General features: G+C 33.1%; 12 protein-coding genes. 4 read left to right on the top strand and 8 right to left on the bottom strand.

The genetic code is table 11. The annotated features are described in order from the left end of the window. The 3 genes from GQ47_RS06230 to GQ47_RS06220 all read right to left on the bottom strand — a co-directional run bounded on the left by GQ47_RS06230 (position 1) and on the right by GQ47_RS06220 (position 10,577). Complete coding sequence (locus GQ47_RS06230) at positions 1 to 4,743, bottom strand: T9SS type A sorting domain-containing protein (protein WP_035646302.1); 4,743 nt, start codon at positions 4,741 to 4,743, stop codon at positions 1 to 3. A gap of 165 nt (positions 4,744 to 4,908) precedes the next feature. Continuing rightward, positions 4,909 to 8,169, bottom strand: a complete 3,261-nt coding sequence (locus GQ47_RS06225) for a leucine-rich repeat domain-containing protein (protein ID WP_152560998.1) — start codon at positions 8,167 to 8,169, stop codon at positions 4,909 to 4,911. Then, complete coding sequence (locus GQ47_RS06220; RefSeq protein ID WP_051951387.1) at positions 8,166 to 10,577, bottom strand: leucine-rich repeat domain-containing protein; 2,412 nt, start codon at positions 10,575 to 10,577, stop codon at positions 8,166 to 8,168. Before GQ47_RS06220 ends, GQ47_RS06225 begins: the two co-directional genes overlap by 4 nt. A gap of 291 nt (positions 10,578 to 10,868) precedes the next feature. Here GQ47_RS06220 and GQ47_RS06215 point away from each other — a divergent pair, with 291 nt between their 5' ends. Continuing rightward, the gene (locus GQ47_RS06215; RefSeq protein ID WP_035646300.1) at positions 10,869 to 12,503 is read left to right on the top strand and encodes a S8 family peptidase; all 1,635 of its coding nucleotides are present in this window, start codon (positions 10,869 to 10,871) and stop codon (positions 12,501 to 12,503) included. 62 nt (positions 12,504 to 12,565) lie between these two features. Continuing rightward, positions 12,566 to 14,446, top strand: a complete 1,881-nt coding sequence (locus tag GQ47_RS06210) for a M1 family metallopeptidase (RefSeq protein WP_035646297.1) — start codon at positions 12,566 to 12,568, stop codon at positions 14,444 to 14,446. A 75-nt stretch (positions 14,447 to 14,521) separates the two neighbouring features. Here the strand turns inward: GQ47_RS06210 and GQ47_RS06205 are convergent, their stop codons facing one another. Continuing rightward, positions 14,522 to 15,460 carry an L-threonine 3-dehydrogenase gene (locus tag GQ47_RS06205; protein ID WP_035646295.1) on the bottom strand — a complete coding sequence of 313 codons (939 nt, stop codon included), beginning with the start codon at positions 15,458 to 15,460 and terminating at the stop codon, positions 14,522 to 14,524. 321 nt (positions 15,461 to 15,781) lie between these two features. Here GQ47_RS06205 and GQ47_RS06200 point away from each other — a divergent pair, with 321 nt between their 5' ends. Continuing rightward, positions 15,782 to 16,381: a hypothetical protein gene (locus GQ47_RS06200; RefSeq protein ID WP_035646868.1), complete on the top strand. Its 600-nt coding sequence runs from the start codon at positions 15,782 to 15,784 to the stop codon at positions 16,379 to 16,381. Beyond that, the gene (gene mfd / locus GQ47_RS06195; protein ID WP_035646293.1) at positions 16,378 to 19,743 is read left to right on the top strand and encodes a transcription-repair coupling factor; all 3,366 of its coding nucleotides are present in this window, start codon (positions 16,378 to 16,380) and stop codon (positions 19,741 to 19,743) included. The genes GQ47_RS06200 and mfd overlap by 4 nt, the downstream gene beginning before the upstream one ends. A 131-nt stretch (positions 19,744 to 19,874) precedes the next feature. Here mfd and GQ47_RS06190 read toward each other — a convergent pair whose 3' ends face one another. The 4 genes from GQ47_RS06190 to GQ47_RS06175 form a co-directional block, all read right to left on the bottom strand. Continuing rightward, positions 19,875 to 22,055 (bottom strand): glycoside hydrolase family 97 protein, encoded by a 2,181-nt coding sequence (locus GQ47_RS06190; protein WP_152560997.1) that lies wholly within the window; start codon positions 22,053 to 22,055, stop codon positions 19,875 to 19,877. 48 nt (positions 22,056 to 22,103) lie between these two features. Further along, positions 22,104 to 23,486, bottom strand: coding sequence for an alpha-amylase family glycosyl hydrolase (locus GQ47_RS06185; RefSeq protein ID WP_035646292.1), 1,383 nt, complete (start codon positions 23,484 to 23,486; stop codon positions 22,104 to 22,106). 105 nt (positions 23,487 to 23,591) lie between these two features. Beyond that, complete coding sequence (locus tag GQ47_RS06180; RefSeq protein ID WP_035646289.1) at positions 23,592 to 24,671, bottom strand: SusE domain-containing protein; 1,080 nt, start codon at positions 24,669 to 24,671, stop codon at positions 23,592 to 23,594. A gap of 14 nt (positions 24,672 to 24,685) precedes the next feature. After that, positions 24,686 to 26,194, bottom strand: coding sequence for a RagB/SusD family nutrient uptake outer membrane protein (locus GQ47_RS06175; protein WP_035646286.1), 1,509 nt, complete (start codon positions 26,192 to 26,194; stop codon positions 24,686 to 24,688). Positions 26,195 to 26,201: the final 7 nt, after the last annotated feature.

Raw genomic sequence — 26,201 nt, 5'->3', positions numbered from 1 at the left:
TTATTTTTTTATGATTTTAATGTATTCTGGAGTTTCAAAATAGATTTTAGCAGCGTAAATTCCTGAAGGTTGATTTTCAAGATTCAACTGTACTTTTCCATTTTCGATAGTGTAGTTTTTAGCCGAAACCAATTGACCCGCGAAGTTGTACAATTCTATTGTAACTTCTTTGTCCTTTGTTGGGATTTCGATTTCAAAACTTCCAGATGTTGGATTTGGATAGGCCTCTAAAGTTCCATAAAGATCTAATGTTGCAATTTTTTTAGAGTAAACTCCTTCACAGGCTTTTGATGTTGCCACTTCTAATAAACCTCCTTTTTCGAAGTCTAAAGAGAAATTAGAATCATTTGTTTCAAACTGTGCCTGACCGTCAATAAATACGGTAAATGGTGCAGTTCCTTCTGTAATTTCAACATCAACTTTTTTCGCGCTTATGCTAGATTTCCCAGAAATAGTGGCACCTTTTTGAATAGTTACATTAAAATTTTGTTCGAAAATTATTTCAGGAATTGTAATCTTGATATTGTAAATCCCTGGAGCTAATGCAGTAACTTTTAAAGAATTGTTTGTAAAAGTATATGTTTTGTCGCCTATTGTTGCAGTATAAGCAAATACAGCTGTTCCAATTATACTAATTTCTCCGTTATTTTCTCCTAAACAAGATTCTCCTTTAGTTGTTATATTAAAGTTGTTTGCAGGTAAAGTCAATTCGCCAGTACATTCTGTATTATAAGTTGCATAAGCTGATTTTCTTGAAGACCAGTTTTGATTGGCATAAGCTATATTATCAACAAGAATACAATACAATTTAGGATTTTGTAAAAACGAAACATAGTTATTATTAAGCAAAGTGTTTTTGCCATTTTTAAGATTTAAACTCGTCAGCTGATTTGAATTTACTAGTAAAGTTGTCAACTTAGGATTTAGTGAAACATTGATTGTTTCGATTTTGTTTTCAGAAACATCCAAGCCGTACAGAAGCGTGTTTTTAGAAACATCAATTGCAGTTAATTGACATTTTTTGACATTTAAATAAGTTAAAGCCAAGTTCTGAGTTACGTCTATACTCGTTAATGCTTCATTTGAAAAAGCACTTAAACTTGTTAATGCAGTATTTTTTGTAACATTTATAGTTGGTATTTTATTTCCGTAAGTACTAAGTTGTTTTAAAGCTAAATTAGAAGTTACATCAATATTTGTAAGTTGATTTGATCCTGCTTCTAAATCTTCAAGTAATTTTATTTTAGAAACATCAATAGTTTTAATTTGATTGTTGTTTATATATAATTTTGTTAAAAGAGTATTGTTAGATACATTCAATTCTGTCAAATTATTAAAACTGCAATCTATATTCTGCAAAGCAGTGTTTTTAGAAATATCTAATGTAGTTAGACTGTTTTTAGAAATTTGAATAGCTTTTAACTTTGTATTTTTAGATAAATCAATAGTTGTAACACCTTGGTTTGTACAAGTAAAAGTTTCTAATGCAACAAAGTCTTGGATTCCTGTTAAATCAGTTATTTTATCTGGAGTTCCAGAAGTTGTTAATGATTTTATTTTTGAAATATTTGATGTCAGCACTTTTCCATCAACTGTACCTGAATCTAATCCTAGACTGATTAAACTTCTTTCAAAATTTTGATCAGGAATAGCTGTGTATTGATAATTTGGAGCGCAAGCATCTGATGAATACGTTACAAAATCATCTTTTGCAATCCATTTGTCCTTAGAGAACGTTGCATCGTCGACTTGAATACAAAGCAAGTTTGGATTTTTTGTAAAATTTCCAGCACTCATATTTTGCATATTGACATTATTGCCGTTCTTTACATTTAAATTATATAAGTTATTATTAGAGCAATTGATTTCTGTTAAAGATGTGTTTTTGGAAGCATCTAAGTTTAATATTTTATTAAAACTTGTATTTAAAAAAGTGAGCGCTGCATTTTCAGATACATTTAATTCTTTTAATTGGTTCGTGCTGCAATCCAGTTTTTTCAATAAAGTGTTTGAAGAAATCTCTAATTGTTCAATTTGATTTTCACTACAATTTAAATTGGTCAATAAAGGATTTCCAGAAATGTCTAATGAAGTCAATTGATTTTTATTGCACAAAAGCGTATTCAATAATGTAAAATCGGCAATTCCTGTTAAGTCAGTGATTCCACTTCCAGACACATCCAAAGTTGTAATTTTATTAATGCTTTCAGTAGCTACTTTGCCATTTTTTCCGTCATTATCAATTTTAAGTTCAATTAATTTATCTTCAAATTTTGGATCAGGAATATTGGTATAAACGACAACAACAGGACATGCAGTTGAAGAGAAAGTTGTAGTTAGATCTTTGTTGGTAGCCCAATTTGTATTAGCATAATTTACATCGTCAACTTCGACACAGGCTAAATTTGGATTGGCTAAAATGTTTATCGTTAAACCTAAATTAGATCCGTTTTTTAAGTTCAGATTCACTAATTTATTGCCCTGTAATAAGACTTCGCTTAATTTTTTATTTTTAGAAAGGTCTAGTGTTTTTAATTGGTTTATATAGCAGGACGCTCCCACTAATTCTAGATTATTAGAAAGGTCTAAAGTGGTAAATTCATTTATACTTGCATTCAGGTATTTTAATTTTGTGTTTTTAGAAAGATCAATTGTCTTTAGATTATTCATAGAAAAATCTAGATTTATTAACTCCGTGTTGTTTGAAATATCTAAATAAGTCAATTTATTTGCACCACAATTTAAAAGAGTCAATGCAGTATTTTTGCTGACATCTATTTTTTTAAGAGGGTTGCTATATGTTTCTAAAGCAGTTAAATTAATATTCTTAGAAACATCTAAACTTGTCAATTGATTAGACCTACAATCTAAATAAGTTAAAGATGTATTTTTAGAAACATCAATTTTAGTTACTTTGGTGGACATAAAGCGCAAGTTCTTCAAGGCTTTAAAATCTTGAATTCCTGTTAAATCTGTAAGGGCTGGAACACTTAAATCGATGTCGACTACTTTATCAATACGAGAAGTTAGTACTTTCCCGTTTTTACCATCCGTATCGATTTGTAGTTCAATTAATTTATCCTCAAAAGCGGGATCAGGTATCAGCGTAAAAATTCTACAGTCTAAATTAAAACTAGCAATTGCATCCTTAGTTGTATTCCAATTAGAAGTTGCTTGTGCTACGTCAGCAACTTGAATACAAGTTAGCGATGGATTGTTTATTGTATTTAAAGTATTTAAAGCGCTGTTTTTGGAAAGATCCACTGTAGCGAGCAAATTGCTGGAAGCGTTTAAATTGGTTAAACTAGTAAACGCTTGAATCCCTGTTAAATCGGTAATTGAGCTGTTTGAAACATCTAATGCAGTAACTGCTTTAGCGCTAGAAGTTAGTATGACACCATTTTTTCCATCAGTATCAATTTTAAGTTCAATTAATTTATCTTCAAATTTTCCATCTGGAATTTGAGTCACCGTTGAACAATCAATAGATGAAAAATAGCTATAGGCATCTTTGTCTGTCCAATATTTGTTAGAATAATTTACATCATCAACAAGGATACAAGTTAATAACGGATTTTTATAAAATATACGAGTGCTAAGCGATGTGTTTTTGCCATTCTTTAAATTCAATGAAGTAAGGCTATTGCTATAACAGTAAAGAGTTGTAAGTTTTGAATTTTTAGACAGATCAAGAGTGCTTAATTTATTGCTTCCTACAGAAAAATATGTAAGATTGATATTGTTTGAAACATCAAGCGCATTTATTTGGTTTGTAGAAGCGCTAAAATATGTTAAAGCGACATTTTGAGAAATATCGATAGATTTTACAAGGTTACTATCAAAGGCAAGTCTTGTCAAAGCTTTATTTTTAGTAATGTCAAGAACAGCTATCTTATTATTAGAAACTTCTAAAGTAGTCAAATTTACATTGGCAGAAACATCAATGGAAATAAGGTTAGAATTATCAAGGTCTAACGTTTTTAAGGCTGTATTTTTTGAGATGTCTGGTGTTGAGGCTAAACGATTTCCTGAAGCATCTAATGTAATCAAGGCTTTAAAATCCTCTATCCCTGACAAATTAGTTATAGAACTATTGTAAATATTCAACGAAGTTATTTTGTTGATGTTATTTGTAGGTACTTGACCATCAACTGTTCCAGAATCTAGTCCAAGGGCAATTAATTTTTTTTCAAAATTGGCATCTGGAATCTTGGTGTATTGTACAGGAACTTCATTAATATCTACCATAGAGATATTGTCTACCAAAATCTCAGAATTAAGAGAACCAGTAGTCCAGATATCAACTTCAACATTTTCAGAAACAGTTGGAGTATAATCAAATTCAATTTTTCTCCATTCTGTAGTCGAAAAAGTAACATCTGATTTTTTGATTATTTCTTCTTTGAAAGTTCCGGGTTTATGATATAAACTGAAATCAATTGAAGAGAAAGTTCCTTTGGCCAATTTGTGGTATAAAGTTACTCGGTAAGTTTTGCCAGCTACAACTGGAAAATATTCGCTGTTCATGTAATTGAATGTGCCGCTGGCAACCATCATATTGGTGCTAGATGTGCCATTTTGTGCAGTTGAACTTTGAGAAACAAATCCGCTAAAATAACGATACCAATTATCAGGTTGTGATGATGAAGTCCAGATTTCAAAGTTTCCGTTTGGAACTAAGTTGGTTTGGGCATAAATTGAAAAATTTGCTAAAAACAGCAACAAGAGTAGTTTTGTTTTCATAGAGTAAATTTAAATTTGGTCGTGCAAGAATAGTTTAATTAAGCCGGGATTCCTTACGGGAAAGCGTAAAGACATGAATTTTTAATGGAAAAAATTGCGATAAAAAAAATGTCCCATTTTCTTAAAATTGAAAATGAGACATTCTAAATTATTGTTTTGAATTTGTTATTCAACTACAATTTTCTTTGCCGAAGCGGCATCTTGATTAATCAAGTATAAATAATAAACTCCTCTTGGCAATCCAGATAAATCGATTTGATTATTAAGATCTGACACATTCAAAGTAAACGATCTTACTAATTGACCGGCTGAATTATAAACCGTTACTTTTTCTACAGCAACATTTAGAATGTTAACTTCGCCTTTAGTTGGGTTTGGATAAATTGCAGCTTTGTCAAAAACTGAATCTTCAAGGCCTAAAGATTTACATGTTGAAGAATAAGTTGCCGTTTGATCTTTAATCCCAGTCCAATTAGTGTTTGAAAATTCAACATCATCTACCTGAATACAGCTAAGTTTTAAATTGTTTAGGAAACTTGTATAGATAGGAGTTGCTGTTTTTTTGCCGGTTTTAGTTGGCAGGATAAAGTTTTTATTATTACCGTTTTTAACGTTCAGCGACACTAAAGGATTAAATTCAACAAAAATAAGCTCTAGTAGAGGATTATGAGAAATATCCAAAGTTGTTAACTGATTATTGCTGACGTTCAATCTTTTCAATAATGGATTTTTACTTAAATCCAATGTTGTCAATTTAGCATTATTGAAATATAGATTTTCCAGTTTCGGATTTGATGTAACATCAAGTTGTGAAATATTGGTATAAATACAATTCAAATCTTTTAGGTTTGGCAAGTTTGATACGTTTAATGATGTCAGATTATTTTGGCCGCAATAAATTATTTCTAATTCAGGATTTGCAGAAAAATCAATGCTTGTCAATAAATTTTGGTCGGCAATTACATAATGAACTTTTTTATTCTGAGATAAATCAATTGATGAAATTTGATTATTACTGAATGCAAGATTGAATAATTCAGTATTTGCAGTCACGTCTAAACTTGTCAACTTATTATTGTTCAGAGAAAGTTTTGTTAGCAACGTATTTTTGCTGACATCAATTGAAGTCAAATTGTTATTATCGCAATCTAAATAAGTCAGAGCTGTAAAATTTTCTAAACCAGACAAATCGGTAATATTAGAATTTGATAAATCCAAAGATGTGATCTTGCTAATATCGGCTGTGGCTATTTTTCCATTAAGACCATCTTTATCAATTCCTAAATCAATTAATTTTTGTTCAAAATTAGTGTCGACAAGTGTTGTGTAAGATGTACAATCTACGTTGTAATTTGCAGTATTGTCTTTGAAACTTGTCCAGTTTTGGTTGGAATAAGCTTGATCATCAACTTGGATACAACTTAAATCTAAATTTTTAGTAAAGTTAGAATTGTTCGTAAAGTTTTTATTGTTCCCATTTTTCAGGTTAAGAGAAACTAATTTATTGCTACTACAATCAAGAGAAGTCAAACTTTTGTTTTGCGAAATATCCAGCGCTGATAATTGATTTCCGCTGCAATTAAGAGTTTGTAAACTTGTGAAACCTTTAATTCCTGTTAAGTCTTTGATGTTACTAGCCAAGACATTTAAAGAAGTTACACTTGAAATACTACTATTTAAAACAGTTCCGTTTTTACCATCGTTGTCTATTTTTAAAGCAATTAATTTGTCTTCAAAAGCTGGATCTGGTATTGCAGTTACGGCAGCGCAGTCTACAGTTGAATATGATGCTGTAGCATCTTTAAAAGCAGACCATTTTTCATTAGAATAAATTGCATTGTCAACAACAATACATTTAAGCAAAGGGTTTTTCGAAAAGTTAATTACATACGATTCCAATTGCATTGAGCCATTGTTTCCATTTTTTAAATTTACATTGGTCAACAATGGATTTTCGGAGCAAAGAATAGTAGACAGAGAAGTATTTTTAGAAACATCCAAGCTTGTTAACTGATTTCTTTCACACCATAATAATCGTAATTGTTTGTTATTTGAAACATCAATATCTGTTATTTGATTTGATGAACAAGTAAAATATTGCAAATTAAGATTCTTTGAAACATCGATAGCTTTTAAACTATTATTAGATATAACTAAGTTTTCAAGAGCGACATTTTTGGAAAGATCAATCTCTGTTAAATTATTATGATTGGCAAGAAGATATTTTAAACTCAAATTTTTGGAAACATCTAAGCGCGTCAATTTATTTGACATCACATTTAAAGAATCTAATGCTTTGAAATTTTCTATTCCTGTAAGATCAGAAATATTGCTATAGTAAAGATTCATTTCTTTTACAGCAGAAATATTCGATGTTAAAACTTTTCCATCTGTTGCGCCTGAATCTAAACCTAGAGAAATTAATTTTTGCTCAAAATTAACATCAGGAATTAAGGTGTATGTAGGTAAACAGTCTGTTGAAAATGAAGCTGTAGCATCTTTTGAACTCGACCAATTGTTGTCAGCATACTTAATATCGTCTACAAGTATACATTTTAGGTTTAAATTATTAGTTAAATCTAAACTTGATCTTTGGCCGGGAATTAAAGTGTTATTTCCATTTTTTAAATTAACACTTTCGAGTTGATTATCATTTATGTATACAACTTCTAATTTATTGTTTTGAGATAAATCCAGGTTTGTTAATTGATTTGCAGAAGCGTTTAAATATTTTAGTTGCTTATTATTAGTAAGATTTAATTCTGTGAGTTTGTTATTGCTAATCCCCAAATCTGAAAGACTTATGTTTTGAGATAAATCAATTGAACTTATTTGATTTTTTTGGCTGATAAGCATGCGAAGTTTAATATTCTTAGAAATATCCAGAGTTGTTATATTATTATCATCAAGCCACAAAGTTTCAAGCATGAGATTTTTGCTCAAATCAACAGAGCTTACTTTATTAGAGCTGAATATAAGGTATTGTAATTCTGTAAAATCTTCAATTCCTGTCAAATCTGTAATATCACTTTTTTCAACATTAAGAAATGTTAAAGTTGAAATTTTTGATTTTAAAACTTGGCCATCAGGATTTCCTGTATCAATTCCTAAATCAATTAGTTTCTTTTCAAAATTTGAATCTGGAATTTTAACAAATTCAGGAGTGCAATCAAGGCTATATTTTGCTGTTGCATCTTTTAAGTTTGACCAATTTGTGTTTGAATAAGTCATGTCATCAACAAGAATACAAGTTAAATTTGGGTTCTTGTTGAAATTTGTATACTTACGATCTAAAATAGTATTGTTTCCGTTTTTTAGATTCAATGAAATTAATTTATTTAGATCGACCTGTAAACGAGTTATTTTTGTGTTTTTAGAAATATCAACGCTTGTTAACAAATTAGAATAACAATAGAAAATACTCAATTCGGTATTTTTTGAAACATCAATACTGTCAAAGAATTATCAGCAACACTTAAGTTTACAAGCGATGTGTTTTTGGAAACATCTAATGCTGCCAATTTATTTTTATCAGCATAAAAGGTATACAATTTTGTATTTTTAGAAATATCAAGAGTAGCGATTTTGTTAAAAGAACAATCCATTGACCCTAAATTGATATTCTTTGTAACATCAAGACTTGTTAAATTGTTTCTGAAACAATAAAAATCTGATAAATTAATATTATTTGAAACATCTAATGAAGTCAATAAGTTATCCTGACAACTTAAAATATTTATGCTTGGGGAGTTTTTTATGTCTAAACTTGTTAATTTATTAGAAGCGCATTGAAGTGAAGCCAGTGCAGTCTGTTTAGATAAATCTAAAGAAGTTAACAGGTTATTGTAAGCCGCTAAATTAATTGCCTTAAGGTTTTTAGATAGATCTAATGAAGTTAATTGATTATAATCAACATATAGATCAGTTAAATTAATATTTTGACTGACATCTAAGGTAGTTAATTCGTTTTTACCCACGTTTATACCAGTTAATAAGACGTTTGTCTGAAGGTTTAGATTTTGCAGTTTGTTTTCGCGTAAGTTTATCGAAGTCAACTTTTTATTCGAAGAAAGATTCACTGTTGTTAATTGATTCTTACTTGCGTTTAGTACTGATAAATCTCTAAATCCTTCAATTCCTGTTAAGTCAGTGATGGAAGAACTGGTAATGCTTAAGCTAGTTAAAGAAGAAATACTTGTGGTTAAAACTTTTCCGTCCGGAGCTCCCGAATCGATTCCCAAACTAATTAATTTATTTTCGAAATTAATGTCAGGAATCAATGTAACAGCATTACAATCTGTTGTAAGACTTGCTGTGTTGTCTTTTGTAATACTCCAGTTTTTGGTAGCATAATCTACATCGGTAACCAGAATGCATGTCAGTTTATTGTAAATACAATTTAAAGTCTTTAATGCATTATTTTTGGTAAGATCTAAACTAGTTAACTCATTGCGATCGCAAGCCAATGAAGTTAAATTTACATTAGTAGACAAATTTAAATTTGTGAATTTATTGGTAGAAATCCATAAAGAATTTAAGGCTATATTTTTAGATACATCAATTGTTGTTATTTGATTTCCATTTAAATACAAGTTTTTTAATGCTAAATTACTTGATACATTCAAATTCGTCAATTTATTGTTGTAAAGCCATAAAGTAGTTAGTGCTAAATTTTTAGAGATATCAAAAGTTGTCAATTCATTGTATGAAAAATACAAATCTGTTAAATCTAAATTATTGGATATATCAAGAGAGGTTATTTTATTCTGACCAGCTCTCAAATTAGTTAATTTTGTATTCTTTGAAAGATTTAAAGAAGTAAGCTGGTTATCAGAACAATCTAAACTCTTTAAAGAAATAAAATCCTGAATTCCTGTCAAATCAGCAATTGAACTACTATATATATCTAGGGTAGTCAATGAGGAAATATTTGAAGTCAGCACTTTTCCATTGATACCATCTCTGTCAATTCCAAGTGCATATAGTTTTTTCTCAAAATTAACGTCTGGAATTAAAGTAAATGCATTACAGTCTGTGCTAAAACTCGCCTCCGGATCTTTTACCTGAGACCACATTCTATTGGCATCTTCTACATTATCTACCAGGATGCATTCCATATAGTTGCCATAAAAGGTTGCATAGGAAGCATTCGGATTAAATAAATAGTTTGCCCCGTTTTTTATATTCAGATAGGTTAACAAATTTGTGTTCGCAGTCATCACACTAAGTTTATTGTTTTTACTTAGATCCAGACTTTTTATCAAATTGTTACTAGCCCATAAACGATCTAGCTTTACATTAGAGGATACATCTAGACTTTTAAGACTATTATAAGAACAATTCAGGCCGTCCAACAGTAACTGTTTAGAAACATCTATACTTGTAAGCTGATTGTGGTTACAATCGATAGACTTAAGTGCTGTATTATTAGAAAGATCAAGCGCTACTAATTTATTATTTTGACATTGAAGAGTAATTAAAAATGGATTATTAGACAGATTCAATGTTGTTAGCAAATTATTACTGCAGTCTAAAACGGTTAATTTAGCGCTTTTAGATACATTTAATTGAGTTAGTCGATTGTTGGCACAATACAAATAATCTAAGGCAATAAAATCTTCAATCCCTGTAAGATCAGTAATCGAACTGTTTCCGACATTCAGAGATGTCAAAGAAGACACTTTAGACGTCAGAACCTGACCATCTGGAGTACCGGAATCGATTCCAAGACTTATCAGTTTGTTTTCGAAATTCACATCAGGAATGGCGGTATACTGTTGTGCATAAATAGAGAAATTTGCCAGAATTAGCAACAAAAGTAGTTTTGTCTTCATAGAATAGATTTATGTTTTTGGTCGCGCAAGTATAAATAATTTTCGCAGACATTCCTTACGGAAAACCGTAACCAGACTTTTGTTCAAATTTTAAAAAAATTCAAAAAGTAAAATACCTGTTGTATTTTATAAGAATATTTTTAAGTATTTGATACAAAGCTTCTTTTGTTAGCTTTCTGTTTCCTTAAAGTAAATTTAAATAATCATAAGACAGTGTTAATCGTTAGTTTTTTGTAACAAAAAGTCCTAATTTAGGCCCAACTTTTAACTTTGACATTAAATTAAGATTACATGAGTCACATAAAACCACTTAAATTATCTGCTTTTGCTTTGCTAGTTTTGGCAGGTTGCGGAACCACTTTACAGGCACAATCTGCTGCTCCTAAAGAGTTTATAAAAGCACCTTTGGCTGTTGTTAAAAAAGCTCCGGTTACTGAAAATGAACTGAAAAGATGGAGTCATCTTGATTTAGTAAAAGATTCTATTCCGGGAATGAGTGTTGATAGAGCTTATACTGAATTATTACAAGGTAAAACGGGCCAAAAAGTGATTGTAGGAATTGTAGATTCTGGTATCGATATCGAGCATGAAGATTTGAAAGGAATGATTTGGACAAATCAAAAGGAAATTCCAGGAAATGGAATCGACGATGATAAAAACGGATTTATCGATGATGTTCACGGATGGAATTTTCTTGGAAATGCCGTTCACGAAAATCTTGAATTGACACGTATTGTTAAAAAAGGTGATGATGGTTCTGCACAGTACAAAGCTGCATTAGCACAATATAATGAGAAATATGAAGAAGCTTTAAAGAATAAACAACAAGTTGATTTCTTATTGGAGGTTCATAAAACGATTCAAAAAGAGCTTAATAAAAAAACATATAAAATTGAGGATTTAAGCACTTTAACTTCGACAGATCCAAAAGTGGCGAGATCTAAAATGGTTATGACTCAGATTTTTTCAAATGCAGGCCCAACTTTTGATCCAGAGGTTGATTTTGAAGAATACAGAGAACAGGTTTATGACGAAATCGACTATAATTTAAACAAAGAATACGACGGAAGAAAAGTCGTAGGCGATAATCCTGATGATATCAAAAACAACCATTACGGAAATAATGTTGTTTTTGGCCCAGATAAAGAAAAAGCACTTCACGGAACTCACGTTGCCGGAATTATTGCGCAGGTTCGCGGGAATAATTTAGGTGGAGACGGAATAACAAACAATGTTGAAATCTTAACTGTAAGAGCAGTTCCTGATGGAGATGAATATGATAAAGATATTGCATTAGCAATTCGTTATGCAGTTGACAACGGAGCAAAAGTAATCAACGGAAGTTTTGGAAAAAGCTATTCTCCGCACAAAGACTGGGTTTACGACGCATTAAGCTATGCAGCAAAAAAAGATGTTTTAATCGTGCACGCAGCAGGTAATGACGGCTATAATATTGATGAAACTAAAAACATCAATTACCCAAATGATTCTAAAGACAACGTAAAAGAATTTACAAACAACGTTATTACAATTGGTGCAATCAATAAAGAATACGGTGAAAATGTAGTGGCAGGATTCTCAAATTTCGGAAAAATAAATGTCGATGTTTTTGCTCCGGGTGAAGAAATTTATGCAACAATTCCAAACAATAAATACAAATATTTGCAAGGAACTTCAATGGCAGCTCCAAATGTAGCTGGAGTAGCGGCATTGATTCGTTCGTATTATCCAAAATTAAAAGCGGTTCAGGTAAAACAAATTTTAATGGATTCTGGAGTGGCGCTTCCTGCAAAAGTAGTTTTGGGCGAAGGCGAAAATCCGGGTGAAAAACCAGCTGCAGTTTCTTCGGCAGAATCTTCAAAAACAGCAAAAATGGTAAATGCTTATAATGCTTTGCTAATGGCTGAAAAAATGTCAAAAAAATAATCAAATAAAATATACTAATCCGGTGGAAGGGTGGCAGCCCTTCCATTTTTATTGAAATAACCATGCGAAAAATAATACTATTATCCTTTCTGAGTTTGGGTTTAAATTCAGCTTTTGCGCAAAGTGCTCCTTACTGGCAACAACACGTAGATTACAAAATGGAAGTATCGATGGATGTAAAAAGCTATCAATACAAAGGAAAACAAGAATTAGTTTATACTAATAATTCTCCTGATACTCTACGAAAAGTTTTCTATCATTTGTATCCAAATGCATTTCAGCCAGGAAGCGAAATGGACGCTCGTCTGCATTCTATAAAAGATCCAGATGCAAGAATGGTGAATAAAGTAAAAGATGCTGAAGGAAAAGAAATCAAACAAAGCCGAATTGAAACTTTAAAACCGAATGAAATTGGTTTCTTAAAAGTTAGCAATTTTAAGCAAGATGGTGTTGCAGCTCAAACAAGATTGTCTTCAACGATTTTGGAAGTAACTTTGGCTAAACCAATTTTGCCAGGTTCAAAAACTACTTTTACATTAGATTTTGACGGTCAGGTTCCGGTTCAAATTCGTCGTTCAGGACGAAATAATAAAGAAGGGGTTGAACTTTCAATGTCACAATGGTATCCAAAATTAGCCGAATTCGATTTTGAAGGATGGCACGCAGATCCTTATGTAGCAAGAGAATTTCACGGTGTTTGGGGAGATTTCGATGTAAAAATTACAATCGATAAAGAGTATACAATTGGAGGTTCAGGATATTTACAGGATAAAAATTCAATTGGACACGGCTATGAAGATGCTGGCGTAACGGTTGTTTATCCGAAAAAAGCAAAAACGTTGACTTGGCATTTTATCGCACCAAATGTTCACGATTTTACATGGGCAGCTGATAAAGCATACACGCACGATATTGTAAAAGGACCAAACGATGTTGATTTGCATTTCTTCTACAAAAATGATGAAAAAACTACTGGAAACTGGAAACAGTTAGAGCCTTTAATGGTAAAAGTTATGGATTATTATAACCACAGAGTTGGACAATATCCGTACAAACAATATTCATTTATTCAAGGTGGCGACGGCGGAATGGAGTATGCAATGTGTACATTAATGTTAGGAAGCGGAACTCTTGAAGGAATTCTGGGAACTGCAACGCACGAATTAGGACACTCTTGGTTCCAGCACATTTTGGCTTCAAACGAATCAAAACACCCTTGGATGGACGAAGGTTTTACAACTTACATCGAAGACAGTGCTTTGAATGAATTAAAAGGAGACAAAAAAGAAGTAAATCCGTTTAAAGGAAATTATACGGCTTATTACAATTTAGTAAATTCTGGAAAAGAACAACCTCAAACTACACATGGTGACCGTTATGATGAAAACCGTCCGTACAGTATTTCATCTTATGTAAAAGGAAGTATTTTCCTTTCTCAGTTAGAATATGTAATTGGAAAAGAAAATGTTGATGCAACTTTAAAAAGATATTTCAACGATTTTAAATTCAAACATCCAACTCCAAACGATATCAAAAGAACGGCAGAAAGAGTTTCTGGTGCTGAATTAGATTGGTATTTGGTTGATTGGGCACAAACAGCAAATACAATTGATTACGGAATTAAAGATGTTGCTGATAATGCAGGAAAAACAACAGTTACTTTAGAAAGAATTGGAAGAATGCCAATGCCAATCGATTTGAAAGTAGATTATACTGACGGAACTTCTGAAACGTTCTACATTCCTTTAAGAATGATGAATTTCATCAAACCAAACCCAAATCCAAACGAAAAAAGAACAGTTCTAGAAGACTGGGCTTGGGCACAGTCAAACTATAGTTTTTCAATTGATAAAAACAAAACTGCAATCAAAAAAATCACTATCGATCCAAGTGGATTAATGGCTGATATTAAACCTGCAAATAATGTTTTTGAAGTGAAATAATTTTCAAAAAAGAATAAAAAGAAAGCCCCGTTTAAATTAATAAACGGGACTTTTTTATTTTAGAATAATTGAAGCTTAACTCAAATGTTCAATCATATCTTTTGTCATTGTTTCCAAATCAAAAGTATGTTTCCAGTTCCAATCTTCTCTGGCAGAACTGTCGTCAATACTTGCTGGCCAGCTGTCTGCAATTTTCTGACGGAAATCTGGATTATAAGTAATTTCAAATTCCGGAATATGTTTTTTGATTTCGGTTGCAATTTCAGTTGGTGTAAAACTCATTGCCGCTAAATTGTATGACGAATGAATTTTGATCTCTTCAACCGGAGCTTTCATGATGTTGATTGTTGCATCGATTGCATCATCCATATACATCATCGGCATTTTAGTTTCAGATGATAAAAAGCATTCGTATTTTTTATCGGCGATTGCTTTGTAAAAAATATCAACAGCATAATCTGTAGTTCCCCCACCTGGAGGCGTAGACCAGCTGATCAAGCCCGGATAACGAATACTGCGAACATCAACACCATAAATATTATGATAGTATTCGCACCATCTTTCTCCAGCTTGTTTACTAATTCCGTAAACCGTTGAAGGTTCCATTACCGTATATTGAGGTGTATTTTCTTTTGGAGTTGTTGGGCCAAAAACAGCGATACTTGAAGGCCAGAAAATCTTTTTAATTTTTTTTGCTTTCGCTAAATTCAAAACATGAAAAAGAGAATTCATATTCAAATCCCATGCAAAAGCTGGATTTTTTTCTGCCGTTGCTGATAAAAGAGCAGCCATCAAATAAATATCTGTAATTTGATGCACTTCAACCAAATGTTCGATTTGGTTAAAATCTAAAGCATTGACGACTTCAAAAGGCCCCGAGTTAACAACGTCAGTATTTAATTTTCGAATATCAGAAGCAATTACATTTTCTGTTCCGTATAACTTACGCAATTTCTGGGTTAATTCTGTCCCAATTTGACCGCAAGCACCAATGATCAAAATTTTTGGATTCATTTTGTAGTTTTTTAGAGATACAAATATAACGTTTTCGCAATTACGTATGTTTTTTAGAATCATAAATTATAAATTCAATAACGAAAAAGTTTTTTTGTTGGATAATTCTCTTTTTCAAGGGTGTGTCTTTGTGTCTGCAAGAGTGTGCTCGTGTGCCTTTGAAAAATTGTTCCTAAAAATCATTTTTATTGATAATAAGCGCAAAAAAAAGTATCTTAATTTATGATTCTCAGCGCTAATAGAATTATAGAATCTTTGGCGAAAAACAGCCTTCGTAATTGTAAATTTACTTTGTAACTTTGTAGCTTAATGTTTTATCAGATGAAATTTAAAATATCTCTTTTTTTACTTTTGGTTTTTGTGTTGCAATCTTGTCAGGATGAAAATGCAAAACGACTTGCAGAACAACAAAAAGTAGCCAAAAAGAATGAGAAAATCTTCAATAATATAAATAAAGCCTGGACTTTTATCGATGAGCCAATTAATGAAGCTGCAGAGAAAAATGCGAGCACATGGAATGAATGGCGCGAATTTTTAAAAGAAATTGGAGAAAAACCGCGAAGAACAATCGGAGCATTTCAAAAAAAGTCAAAAGCGATTTCAAAAAAAGCGTTGGCTTTAAACAATAATATTCCGACCGAACTTAATCAGCCTGCAATAAAAAGCCGAATTTCAATTTTGATTACCAAAGTCAAAATGATGGAATTGTTTATCAATCTGAGTACCGTTCCAGATGATAAAGTGACTTTTTTAATTGGTGAAATCAACAAAGAAATTATTTCATTGGAAAGACAAATGGATAAAATTGTTGAGAAAGCCAAAATTCCGAAAGAGCAGGGAGAAGAAGATTTCCTAAGAATGTTAGATACAACAAGAGCAATTCCGAATGCTAAAGTAGATCCAAATTTATCAATAAATTGAGTAAAAACGCCTTATATACTACCTACGACAATTTGCCAAAAGCAGAGCAGATTGCATCAAGTCTGCTAGAAGGAAATCAGATAAAAATGAACCTTAGCGGATTGCTAGGATCTTCGGTTTCTTTTATAATTCGTTCTGTTTTTAAGAAAACCGAATTGCCTTTTTTGGTTGTTTTAGACAATAAAGAAGAAGCAGCGTATTATTTGAACGATTTGGAGCAAATGATCGGCGAGCAGGATGTTTTGTTTTATCCCGCTTCATTTCGTCGTCCGTATCAAATTGATGAAACTGACAATGCCAACGTTTTGTTGCGCGCTGAGGTTTTAAACCGAATCAATTCCAGAAAAAAACCAGCGGTAATTGTTACGTATCCAGAAGCACTTTTTGAAAAAGTAGTAACGAGAAGAGAACTCGACAAAAACACTTTAAAAGTAGCTTTAAATGATAAAATTTCGATTGATTTTATTAACGAAGTTTTGTTTGAATACGAATTTAAAAGAGTTGATTTTATTACAGAACCCGGAGAATTTTCAGTTCGCGGTGGAATTGTCGATGTTTTTTCTTTTTCAAATGATCATCCTTACAGAATTGAGTTTTTCGGAAATGAAGTAGACAGCATCCGAACTTTTGATGTTGAAACCCAATTATCAGTTCAGACACATAAAAAAATCACGATTATCCCGAATGTTGAAAATAAACTTTTTCAGGAAAATCGCGAAAGCTTTTTAGATTATATTGCGGAAAGAACAGTTATTTTCATTCAAAATACCGAAGGACTTTTTAGTCAGCTGGACAAACAATTCGCAAGAGCAGAAGAAGCTTTTGAGAAATTATCGAAAGAAATAAAACACGCCACGCCAGAACAATTGTTTTTAAATCAGGCGTCATTTATAAAAAGATCTTTGGATTTTTCAGTTGTAGAATTGGCTTCAAGACCAGTTTATAAAACAACTAAGAAATTTGAGTTTCACATTCAGCCTCAACCGTCATTCAATAAACAATTTGATTTATTGTTGAATAATCTGAGCGAAAATCATTTTAACGGATATGTCAATTATCTGTTTTGTTCGAATGACACTCAGGCAAAACGTTTTCATGATATTTTTGAATCTTTGGATGAAGCCAATTCAGAGAATATCCGAAAACAATATCATACAATTGTATTGCCTTTATACCAAGGATTTATTGATGAAGAAAATCAGATAACGGCTTACACCGATCATCAGATTTTTGAGCGTTATCATAAATTCAACATCAAAAATGGCTATTCGAAGAAGCAAAATATTACGCTAAAAGAATTAACTGCGCTTTCTGTTGGTGATTATGTAACGCACATTGATCACGGAATTGGGAAATTTGGCGGATTGCAGAAAATTCAGGTTGAAGGCAAAACGCAGGAAGCTATAAAATTGGTTTATGCTGATAATGATATCGTTTATGTCAGCATTCACTCGCTTCATAAAATTTCCAAATACAACGGAAAAGACGGAACGCCTCCCAAAATCTATAAATTAGGTTCGAACGCTTGGAAAGTTTTAAAACAAAAAACCAAAGCGCGCGTCAAACATATTGCGTTCAATTTGATTCAGTTGTATGCGAAACGAAGATTAGAAAAAGGTTTTCAATTTGCGCCTGATAGTTATTTGCAAAACGAATTAGAAAGTTCGTTTATTTATGAAGATACTCCAGATCAAACCAAATCGACGGCAGAAGTAAAAGCCGATATGGAAAGCGATCGCCCGATGGATCGTTTGGTTTGTGGTGATGTTGGTTTCGGAAAAACAGAAGTTGCGATTCGTGCCGCTTTTAAAGCCGTGGATAATAGTAAACAAGTTGCTGTTTTAGTTCCGACGACTATTTTGGCGTACCAACATTACAGAACTTTTTCGGAACGTTTGAAAGATATGCCGGTTTCAATTGGTTATTTAAACCGATTCAGAACGGCAAAACAAAAAACGCAAACTTTAAAAGATTTAGCCGAAGGAAAACTAGATATCGTTATTGGAACACATCAATTGGTAAACAAAAATGTAGTTTTTAAAGACTTAGGTTTGTTGATTGTTGATGAGGAACAAAAGTTTGGAGTAAACGTAAAAGATAAATTGAAAACGATTGCTGCGAATGTTGATACATTGACGTTAACGGCAACGCCAATTCCGAGAACACTTCAGTTTTCGTTAATGGCGGCTCGAGATTTATCGGTAATTACAACGCCTCCGCCAAATCGTTATCCAATTGAAACAAATGTTGTTGGTTTTAATGAAGAAATTATTCGCGACGCGATTTCGTATGAAATTCAAAGAAACGGACAGGTTTTCTTTATCAATAACCGAATCGAAAATATAAAAGAAGTGGCAGGAATGATTCAGCGTTTGGTTCCAAATGCTAGAGTCGGAATTGGTCACGGACAAATGGACGGCGCCAAACTCGAAGAATTGATGTTAGGTTTTATGAACGGAGATTTTGATGTTTTGGTGGCAACAACCATTATTGAAAGTGGATTGGACGTTCCAAATGCCAACACGATTTTCATCAATAATGCCAACAATTTCGGATTATCAGATTTGCACCAAATGCGTGGTCGAGTAGGGCGAAGCAACAAAAAAGCATTCTGTTATTTCATTTGTCCGCCATATTCTTCTATGACCGAAGATGCTAGAAAACGTATTCAGGCTTTGGAACAATTCAGCGAATTAGGAAGCGGTTTCAACATTGCGATGAAAGATCTTGAAATTCGTGGTGCGGGAGATTTATTAGGCGGAGAACAAAGCGGTTTCATTAATGAAATTGGGTTTGATACGTACCAAAAAATCATGAACGAAGCGATTGAAGAATTGAAGGAAAACGAATTCAAAGATTTATATCCGGAAGAAAATGATATCGATACCAAAGAATACGTAAAAGACATTCAAATCGATGCTGATTTCGAATTATTGTTCCCAGATGAATATATCAATAACGTTTCAGAGCGTTTGGTTTTATATAACGAATTGGGCGCGATAAAAGATGAAGCCGGTTTACAGGAATTCGAAAAGAAACTTATTGACCGTTTCGGACCATTGCCAAAACAAGCAGTTTCGTTATTAAACAGCATCCGAATAAAATGGATTGCAACGAAAGTCGGAATCGAAAAATTAGTTCTGAAACAAGGAAAAATGATTGGTTATTTTGTTTCAGACCAACAATCGGATTATTATCAATCGGTGAAGTTTAGAAATGTCTTGAATTTTGTTCAAAAACAAAGTTCACTTTGTAAAATGAAAGAAAAACAAACCGTTAATGGATTACGTTTGTTATTGACTTTTGAAAATGTGAAGTCAATAAAACGTGCTTTGGAGTTGATGGAATTGTTTGAGGAGTAAAAAAAGATAGCCACGAATTCACGAATTATTTTAGAGATTAATTTGTGAATTCGTGGCGAAAAAAAATAAAACAAAAAATGGCGCACGAAAATTTCATGCGCCATTTTACTTACTACTAATTAACCAAAATTTTATAGTTTCTTCAATCCTTTTAATTCAGAAGGATTCCCTTCTTTAATACTTATAGCAACGCCTCCACCTGGAGCTAGATATTGCTTTAATTTGCTTTTTGAGGTTACGATAACTTTTGTAACCGTATATTTTTGTGGATTTTCTTTCCAATTTGCTTCTTTCGCATCAGCATAAATAGTAGCAATGTAGCTTTTTCCAGCCGGTAAATAATCAAATGAAATGTTAGCAGTTCTTGTATTTTCATCTGTAATACCGCCAATAAACCATTCGTTTTTGCCTTTTGCTTTGCGGGCAATTGTAATGTAATCTCCAGGTTCAGCTTCCAGAATATAACTGTTATCCCAATCAACCGCTACATCTTTTATAAATTGAAAAGCATCTGGAAAACGCTCATAATTCCCCGGAATATCAGCTGCCATTTGCAACGGACTATACATAGTAACATAATAAGCCAATTGTTTTACCAAAGTTGTGTTTACACGTTGTGTACTTCCTGTTCCGTAATACGAAAGATCGGTTTGGAAAATTCCTGGTGTATAATCCATTGGTCCGCCCATTAATCTTGTAAAAGGTAAAATAGTTGTATGATCTGGAGCTAATCCTCCCATTGATTCAAACTCAGTTCCACGTGCAGATTCCTGTGCAATCCAGTTTGGAAAAGTTCGGTTTAATCCTGTTGGTCGAACGGCTTCGTGGCTGTCAATCATAATTTTATAATCGGCGGCACGTTTGGCAACATTGATATAATGATTGACCATCCATTGTCCGTCATGATGTTCACCACGGGGAATGATTTTTCCAACATAACCTGTTTTAACAGCATCATAACCATTATCATTCATGTACTGAAAAGCACGATCCAAACGTCTTTCATAATTAGTTGCTGATCCAGAAGTTTCATGATGCATAATAATTTTCACTCCTTTTGAGGCCGCATATTCATGAACCGCTTTTACATCAAAATCCGGATAAGGCGTTACATAATCAAAAACTTCTTCTTTCCAGTTTCCAATCCAGTCTTCCCAACCAATGTTCCAACCTTCAATCAAAATTGCATCAAAACCATTTTTAGAAGCAAAATCAATGTATTCTTTTGCTCGTTCTGTTGTCGCTCCGTGTTTTCCATTCGGCGTAAGCTTGGTGAAATCATCAGTTAATTTTACATTGTTTTCTTTTCCAAAAGCCCAAGTGCTTCTTCCTGCAACAAAGTATTCCCACCAAATTCCGATAAATTTTACCGGTTTGATCCATGAAACATCTTTGTAACTTGTAGGTTCATTTAGGTTCAGAATTAATTTTGAAGCCAAAATATCGGTTGCTTTATCGCTTACTACAATAGTTCTCCAAGGCGATTGCGCATCGGTTTGCATATAACCTTTCGCACCAACGGCATCAGGAGCCAAATGACTCACCATTTTATTGTTTTGAGCATCAACTTCAAGATACATTGCCGGATAATTAATTAATCCAGCTTCGTGAATATTGATGTACAAACCATCGTCTGATTTCATCATAGAAGGCGTTTGAACCGATAATTCTTTGATTGGATATTGCGCATTAATCTCAATTGTCGCTTTTTTCATCAAAGAAGGAATTTCCGAAATCTTCGAAGTGGTGTACGCATATTCATTCGTATCATAATCTCCCGGAATCCAGAAAATTTTATGATTTCCAGCCAAATTAAATTCAGAACGTTCTTCTTTAATAACAAAATAACTCAGGTCATTTTGCTTTGGAAATTCATATCGAAATCCTAATCCGTCGTTGAATAAACGAAAACGGATTCGGATAAATCGGTTGTTGTTTTTCGCTTGCGCTAAAGTCACAACCAATTCGTTATAATGATTGCGAATCGTTTTTTCTTCTCCCAAAACAGGATTCCAGCTTTCATCAACCGAAGTTTGTGCTGAATTGGTAACCGTAAAACCATCCATGAAAGAAGCTCCATTTTGAATTTCTAATCCTAATGAACTTGGTTTGATAACAGGTTTTTGTTTGTATGATAATTGATACGAAGGAATTCCGCCTTCTTTCAATTCAAACTTTAAAGAAAGATTTTTGTCTGGCGAGGTTATTTCCTGCGCGCGAACCCATAATGAGTTCGCACACACGAAAAATAAAAGCATTATTGTTTTGCTCAAACGAATTTGAAGCAGCATTTTTTTGGATTGAAAATTCATGTTATTTGGTTTTGTACAAATTTAGATCTATTTAAATCTGTATTGGAATTAATTTTTCAATACTAAATATTGAAATGGCTGTAATGTTATATCAGAACCAAGTGTAACTGAAGCTCCTGTAAAGGCATCTTTCCAAGTTGCTTTTAAAGCAGGTGAAACAAGATATTTTACAGCGCTACTAGTCAAATTAGAAAGAACCAGAACCTTTTCACTTTCGTTAACCATTGTAAAAGCACTTACAGCATCATTGCTATATCCGGTATAAGTTCCTTTTTTAATAGCACTGCTGGAATTTCTGAAAGCAATGATTTTTTTGTATTCGGCTAAAACAGAAGCGTCAGCAGTAGACCAGTCGATTGGAGTTTTTGCAAAATAATTGATTCTTTTGTTGTATCCTACTTCTTGACCGTTGTAAATCATTGGAACCGATTTTAAATAAGCGGCAACAACAAATGTAGCGATTGAACCTTGTTTGCCTCCAAAAAGCTCGTAAGGCGTTCCTTCAGCAAGATTAACGTCGTGATTGCTGGTGTATCTTACAATTCTGTTTTCAGGTCTATAAATGGTTGCGTATTCGGTTGCGTTTGACTCCTGAATAGAAAGAGCTGATTTATTTTCTTTAAAGACTTTTTCTAAAGCTGAAAAAAAGTTAAATCCGAATGTGTAATCAAATCCAGAAACAAAATGACTCGCTTTTGAACCTTCAGCAAGCATCAAGATGTTTTGGCTTTTTTTGATTTTTCTCAATTTTGTTATAGCATCAGTCCAAAAGTTTTGAGGAACTAAATCGGCATAATCACATCTGAAACCATCAATGTTTGTATTGTAAACCCAGTAAGACATCGCGTCGATCATTGCGTCTTTCATTTCAGCATTATTGAAATCCAACTGTGCAACGTCATTATAATTTGTGCCCGGAGGAATAATAATTTCTCCTTTGTCATTTTTTTGATACCAATTTGGATGTTGTGTAATCCAGGAATTATCCCACGCTGTATGATTGGCTACCCAGTCAAGAATTACAGCCATGTTTTTTTTGTGTGCTTCTTCGACCAAAACCTGAAGATCTTGCAAAGTTCCAAAATCAGGATTTACTGCTTTGTAATCTTTAACTGCATAAGGCGAGCCAAGTTCACCTGAAGCTTTTACTTTTCCAACAGGATAAACGGGCATTAAATAAACCACATTTGCACCAAGTTCCTGAATTTGTGTTAATCTGTCCTGAACACCTTTTAATGTTCCAGCCTGACTAAAAGCACGAATGTTTACCTGATAAATTATGGCGTCTTCCTTTTTTGGCATTTTTTCGAAAGCTGTTCCATATTGCGTGTAAGGAGAAACTGGATCTGCTTCATTGTCATCAGATGAACTGCATGAAACAAATGCCAAAGCCAGCAGAAATGTATAAACGAGTTTTATATTAAATTTCATATTGTTTGATTTAGTTTAATAAATCCAGAGTTGAAAGATAGCCTGCCTTTCGCTCAAAAAAGGCAGGTATCACTCAAACTAATCTAGCTTTATTACAATGTTAGATTATTTTTTAACGATCGTACAAGTTGCTGTTTTTGGATAGCCATTGCTTGTAGGATCTATTTCATTAATCTTGAAAGTTACTTCGTAAAGTCCTGCTTCAGGAATATCATAAGCATTTCCGTTATCAAAATTAATTGTATTCGTTGAAGGATCTGCTGGTCCATAATTGATAGCCCAACTATTGTTTAGTCTAAATTTTAGTGCTCCTGTTACCAAATTGGTCGTAATTTTCCAAGTTTTAGTTTGGTGATCGTAACTCATAGGAGTACTATTGTCCCATCCGCCAGGTTGTGAAGTTCCAACAATTCCCCAAGAATAAGGCGTAGCGCTCCATTTTAAAGTATTTAAATTTGCTTTAATTTGGTACGAACCTGCTCCCGGAAGTGTGAAATCAGTGTCGCTCATGTTTTTCATATCAGCATTTGTGTCACCTGCACCAAAGAATTGAGCCCAGTTTCTTCCTCTATTTAATTTAAATACAGGACCTGCACCCTCAGGTAAAGTCATATAACCTTGATAAACTCCTATTTGGATTTCTGTTAAGGCTGCTGCTGTTTCTACAGCCCATCCCTGATAACTTCCAGGCATAAATATTTCGCCAATAACAACAGTTTTCAGGTAAGGTGTTACTTTAATTATGATTGGGTCTGAATAAATTCTATGATCCATTGTAGATTCGATACGAATTACTACATCTGCGGCCACGTTAGGTTTAAGTCCTAAATCGGTAACAATTTTATTTAATTCTGCTCCTGTAAACGATTTGCTTAAAACATCTTCTCCAGCTACAACACGTATGGCTTTTCCCCAAGCTTCGCTTCCTTTGATATCGCTAGGCATATCAAATTGTATAGCATAAGTAACCGGAGCCGAAATAGGATAGGTTACTTTTGGCCATGAAACCAATAAGGCCGGTTGATCTGAAACATCTTCTTTTAGTACAATCGTACTCGATGAAACTTCAATTGCAGAAGGAAAAGTTACCGTTGCTAATGTTGTTAATTGTCCTTCGGTTTCGCAGGAAGTAGCTAAAAAAAGCAAACTGCCTAATACGAATAATTTATTTATATATTTTTTCATAATAGTTTTTGTTTTTAATAACCTGGGTTTTGTTTAAGTCCACGATTTGCATCTAAAGCAGATGTTGGAATTGGGAACAATTTTCTGTAAGCAGGAGAAGCTGGTCTGAATTGATTTGCCAATAAAAATTTATCAAAACGAATCATATCTTGTCTTCTGTGACCTTCCCAGTTTAATTCAAAACCTCTTTCATTGTAAATATCATCAAGAGTTGGATTTGCAGCCAAAGGATCTAAACCTGCACGTTGTCTGATTTGATCTATAAAAGGTTTTGCCGCTGTAGGATTTCCTAAACGCACATTACACTCTGCCATCATTAAAATTACATCAGCATATCTGTAAATTGGAAAGTCATTTGAAGCTCCACCACCAGTTTGCGCCCCTGTGGGATAAAATTTAACATTACGAACTCCAGCCTGAGGAGCGGCACCCGGATTGTCTAAAGAACCCACTTCAAGCGTGTAATTAAATCCGCCTGGTTGTTCTCCAAATAAAAATTGTTTTCTTCGAATATCATTTGTAGCATATTTCAGGAAGAAATCTGTAGGCACAATAGTTCCGTTCCATCCAGCAAGTCCAAACATTTTTGTACCCTGTGGTCCATATACACTACGAACAGCGTAAACATTTCTGGAGACCACATCAAGAGTTGCGAAAATTGGCAAAATAGTTTCATCGTCCGGAAGTACATCTCCAAATAATTCATAATATTTATTTCCTAACGGGCTAGAAGGATTTTCTGCACCAGAATGCAATGAAAAACCACCTTCGCTTACTTTGTTACAAGCCGCTAAACATTCGGCCCATTTTGCTTCTCCGGTATAAACCTGAGCATTTAGATATACTTTTGCTAATAATGTGTATCCAGCCCATTTGTTGAATCTCCCGTAATAATTTCCGCCTTTTGTAACAGAAAGTGATTCCACATTTTCGGTTAATTCTTTTACAATGAAAGCAAAAACGGCTGCACGACTTGTTTGCGGGATTTTATCAACAGTAATATTGTTGTCTGTATAAAAAGGCACATCTCCAAAATCATCAATCAATAAATAGTAAAAGAAAGCACGTAATACTTTTGCTTCAGCAATTTTTGAAGCATCTGCTTTTGATTTTTCTAATAACTCTACGGCTAAATTGGCTTTGAAAATACTATTGTATAACCAGTTCCATGTATTGTTAATAATGAATTCAGAAGGAAGCCATTCATGTTTGTGTAAACGAGCAAAATCTTGTTGCCAGTTACCGTCATTTCTATGCGGAATTACTTGTTCGTCAGAAGACATACAGTTCATGTCATACCAACCGTTATCAGCACCTGCATATCCAACTCCCGGAACATTTTTACGTTCAAAGTCACCTGGAATTTCTGCATAAACACTTGCCAAAGCAATATTTGCTCCTTCCGGAGTTCCGTAAAAAGTGTCTGGCTGATATTTGTCGTAAATATTTTCGTTGATATCTGTACAGCTAAAAAGGGTAAGGAAACATGCGCTTCCTGCTAATACTATATTTTTAATTTTCATTTCTTTT

This window comes from Flavobacterium sp. ASV13 (genome assembly GCF_000745775.1).
Classification (GTDB): Bacteria; Bacteroidota; Bacteroidia; order Flavobacteriales; family Flavobacteriaceae; genus Flavobacterium.
The sequence above is the reverse complement of the archived record's forward strand: the minus strand, read 5'-3'. Positions and strand labels throughout refer to the sequence as shown.